The sequence below is a fragment of the Salipiger sp. HF18 genome (assembly GCF_011806505.1).
In the GTDB taxonomy this organism is placed as follows: Bacteria; Pseudomonadota; Alphaproteobacteria; order Rhodobacterales; family Rhodobacteraceae; genus Salipiger; species Salipiger thiooxidans.
The window spans coordinates 1-3,874 of sequence record NZ_JAATOS010000378.1; the positions used below are offsets into that span (position 1 = coordinate 1).

The following is a 3,874-nucleotide window of genomic DNA, read 5'->3' on the forward strand; positions in this document are numbered from 1 at the left end:
GGGCTTCGCGGGCATGGTCTTCGAGACCATGTCCATGAACGAAGACGAGTTCAACGGGTGGGTCGAGAACCTCCGCGCCGAGGGCCAGCCGCTGACCGCGGACAGCTACCTCGCGCTGGAAGCGCCCACGATGAACAACCCGGTGAGCTACTACAGCAGCGTCGAGGACGGTCTTTTCGATCGCATCGTCGGTCTCTGCGTCGCCGAGGGCAAGGTCTGCATGTCCGACATGATGATGAGCGACATGCACGGCGGCGGCGGCCTCGCAGGCATCGCCGACGGCGCGGCCTACAGCTACGACCGCGAGCGTGCAATCGACGGTTTCGGCCGCTCGATCGACCTTCCCGAAGTGGAATGGCATGGCGGCCACGGCGACGACGCGGGCGAAGAGGGCCACGGCGGCCATGACGGCCATGACGGCCACGAAGCCCAAGACATGCACGACATGCACGACCACGGCTCCCATGACGATGCCCGTCTGACCGCTCCGGCCACGCTGCCGCACGCGCATGGGGCGGCGGAAGACAAGGACATGAACTGATGGCAAGCGAACCCACCACTCAGATCGTCGAGACGATCTCTCCGATCTTCGGCCGGCTGACGCTCGACTGGATCCCCTACCACGAGCCGATCCTCGTCGGCACCTTCTCGGCCATCGTGCTGGGCGGCATCGCCGTGCTGGCGCTGATGACCTACTTCAAGCTCTGGGCGCCGCTCTGGAACGACTGGGTCACCTCGGTCGACCACAAGAAGATCGGCATCATGTACATGATCCTGGGCTTCATCATGATGGTGCGCGGCTTTGCCGACGCGCTGATGATGCGCGCCCAGCAGGCCATGGCCGCCGGCGGGTCCGAGGGCTACCTGCCGCCGCACCACTACGACCAGGTCTTCACCGCGCACGGGGTCATCATGATCTTCTTCGTGGCGATGCCCTTCGTCACCGGCGTGATGAACTATGTCATGCCGCTGCAGATCGGCGCCCGCGACGTGGCCTTCCCGTTCCTCAACAACTTCAGCTTCTGGATGACCGTGTCCGGCGCGCTGCTGGTGAATATCTCGCTGTTCATCGGTGAATTCGCACGCGTCGGCTGGCTGGCCTTCCCGCCGCTGTCGGGGGCGAACTACAGCCACGGGCCGGGGATGGACTACTATCTCTGGGCGCTGCAGATCGCCGGTGTCGGCACCACGCTGTCGGGCATCAACCTGATCGCGACGATGCTCAAGATGCGCGCCCCGGGCATGAAGCTCATGGACATGCCGATCTTCTCGTGGACCTCGCTGATCACCAACGTGCTGATCGTCGCGGCCTTCCCGGTGCTGACGGCCACCCTCGCGCTGCTGACCCTCGACCGCTACATGGACTTCCGGTTCTTCACCAACGACTTCGGCGGCAACGCCATGATGTACGTGAACCTGATCTGGATCTGGGGCCACCCCGAGGTCTACATCCTCATCATCCCCTGCTTCGGCATCATCTCGGAAATCGTGTCGACCTTCTCGGGCAAGCCGATCTTCGGCTACCGCACCATGGTCATGGCCACTGCCTGCATCATGGTCCTGAGCTTCATCGTGTGGCTGCACCACTTCTTCACCATGGGCTCGGGTGCGGACGTGAACACGTTCTTCGGCATCGCCACGATGATCATCGCGGTCCCCACGGGCGTGAAGATCTTCAACTGGCTCTTCACCATGTACAAGGGCCGGGTGCGCTTCGAGGTGCCGATGCTCTGGACCATCGGCTTCCTGGTGACCTTCACCATCGGTGGCATGACGGGCGTCCTGCTCGCGGTTCCGCCGGTCGACTTCCAGCTGCACAACACGCTGTTCCTGATCGCCCACTTCCATAACGTCATCATCGGCGGCGTGGTCTTCGCGATCTACGCGGGCGTTACCTACTGGTGGCCCAAGGTCTTCGGCTTCAAGCTGAACGACACCTGGGGCAAGCGCAGCTTCTGGTTCTGGTTCGTCGGCTTCTACTTCGCCTTCATGCCGCTCTACGCGCTGGGTCTCATGGGCGTCACCCGCCGCATGAACATGTACCCCGACGCCGCATGGCAGCCCTACTTCATCGTCGCCGCCTTCGGCGCCGTGCTGATCGCGCTCGGCATCGCCAGCACCTTCATCGGGTTCTACGTCTCGATCCGCGACCGCAAGGCGCTGGCCGTGGGCAGTGACCCGTGGGATGCACGCACGCTCGAGTGGGCCACCCAGTCGCCGCCGGCCCCCTACAACTTCCCCGAGGACATCGAGGTCGTGGGTCGCGAAGCGTTCTGGCACATGAAGAAGACCGGCTTCAAATGGTCGGGCAAGTACGCGCCCATCCACATGCCGAAGGGCACCGCGACCGGTGTGCTGATCTCGGCAGTGGCGCTCGTCTTCGGCTTCGCCATGGTCTGGTACATCTGGTGGCTCGCCATCCTGTCCTTCGTGGGCATGCTGGCAATCGGCATCGGCCACACCTTCAACTACAACCGCGACTACTACATCCCCTCGGATGTCGTGACCGCCACGGAAGCCAAAGGAGCCACCGCATGAGCACCGTGACCTCCTCTGCGGACAAGTCGATCGTCGAACCGCTCGCGGACGAACCGATGCATCACGCCCGCAACAACGACGCGCATCACGACGCCCACGCACACTCCAGCCCGACCCCCATCGGGTTCTGGATCTACCTGATGAGCGACTGCATCATCTTCGGGGCGCTGTTCGCGACCTACGCGGTGCTTGGCGGCAACTATGCCGGTGGGCCCGCCCCGAAGGACCTGTTCGAGCCCGGCTTCGTGGCCATCGAGACGGCGCTTCTGCTGTTCTCGTCGATCACCTTCGGTCTCGCGATGCTGCGTGCCGACAAGGATGACCGTGACGGCGTCCTCAAGTGGCTGGCCGTGACCGCGGTCTTCGGCGCGGGCTTCATCGCCATGGAGATCTACGAGTTCAACCACCTGATCCACATCGGTGCCGGTCCCGACCGGTCGGCCTTCCTGTCTTCGTTCTTCGCGCTCGTCGGCACCCACGGCCTGCACGTCACCGGTGGCCTGATCTGGCTGGTCACGCTCATGGTCCAGATCCGCATGCACGGGCTGATCGGCGAGAACATGCGCCGTCTCGGCACGCTCTCGATGTTCTGGCACTTCCTCGATCTGGTCTGGATCGGTGTCTTTTCCTTTGTCTATCTCGTGAGGCTCATCTGATGTCCGCACACAGCCACTCCGAAAGCCACGGTCACGGCACCATGGGCCAGCTGATGATCGGCTTCGCGCTTGCCGCGATCCTGACCATCATCCCGTTCTTCCTTGTGATGGTCGACACCGGCCTCAGCCGCACCGCTCTGGTCGGCATCATCATGGGGCTGGGCGCCGTGCAGATCATCGTGCACCTGGTGTACTTCCTGCATCTCAACTCCTCCTCCGAGGAAGGCTGGACCCTCTTGGCCAGCATGTTCTCGGTGGTCATCCTCGTCATCGTTCTGGCCGGCTCGCTCTGGGTCATGCACAACATGAACGAGAACATGATGCCCATGCCCGACATGGACCGTCATATGGAGCAGATGCGGAGCCTTCAGTCCCAGCAGGGCTGAGCACCGCCTCAGCAGTACTACGGTCGGGGCCCTGCGGGGCCCCGGCGCGTTTCCAAAGGTCAAGACACATGTCCCGCAGCATCCGCTGGCCCCGCCTGATCATCGTCACACTCATCGCCGCCATCGGCATCGCGGGCTTCAGCAGCCTCGGCGTCTGGCAGGTGAAGCGCCTGTCGTGGAAGCTCGACCTGATCGAGCGCGTCGACAGCCGCATCCACGCCGAGCCGGTGCCCGCACCGGGCCCCGAGGCCTGGGACGCCATCACAAGGGACAAGGACGAATACACCCGCGTCA

Annotated in this window: 5 protein-coding genes; all 5 read left to right on the forward strand. The window is 63.6% G+C overall.

The window, feature by feature from the left end:
- Positions 1 to 541: COX aromatic rich motif-containing protein (locus tag HC022_RS20830; protein ID WP_175583669.1), on the forward strand; the 541-nt coding region annotated here is incomplete at its 5' end.
- On the forward strand, positions 541 to 2,538 hold the full coding sequence (gene cyoB / locus HC022_RS20835; RefSeq protein ID WP_167453696.1) for a cytochrome o ubiquinol oxidase subunit I: 1,998 nt from the start codon (positions 541 to 543) through the stop codon (positions 2,536 to 2,538). The genes HC022_RS20830 and cyoB, both read left to right, overlap by 1 nt.
- Positions 2,535 to 3,194 (forward strand): cytochrome o ubiquinol oxidase subunit III, encoded by a 660-nt coding sequence (gene cyoC, locus HC022_RS20840; protein ID WP_008884496.1) that lies wholly within the window; start codon positions 2,535 to 2,537, stop codon positions 3,192 to 3,194. The genes cyoB and cyoC overlap by 4 nt, the downstream gene beginning before the upstream one ends.
- Complete coding sequence (gene cyoD, locus HC022_RS20845; protein WP_008884581.1) at positions 3,194 to 3,580, forward strand: cytochrome o ubiquinol oxidase subunit IV; 387 nt, start codon at positions 3,194 to 3,196, stop codon at positions 3,578 to 3,580. The genes cyoC and cyoD overlap by 1 nt, the downstream gene beginning before the upstream one ends.
- A gap of 68 nt (positions 3,581 to 3,648) precedes the next feature.
- On the forward strand, positions 3,649 to 3,874 hold a 226-nt coding region (locus HC022_RS20850), incomplete at its 3' end, for an SURF1 family cytochrome oxidase biogenesis protein (protein ID WP_303049089.1).

Excerpts from the sequence above, each read along its gene's own strand:
- cyoB (WP_167453696.1), top strand. The coding sequence starts at position 541 with ATGGCAAGCGAACCCACCACTCAGATCGTCGAGACGATCTCTCCGATC.
- cyoC (WP_008884496.1), top strand. The coding sequence starts at position 2,535 with ATGAGCACCGTGACCTCCTCTGCGGACAAGTCGATCGTCGAACCGCTC.
- cyoD (WP_008884581.1), top strand. The coding sequence starts at position 3,194 with ATGTCCGCACACAGCCACTCCGAAAGCCACGGTCACGGCACCATGGGC.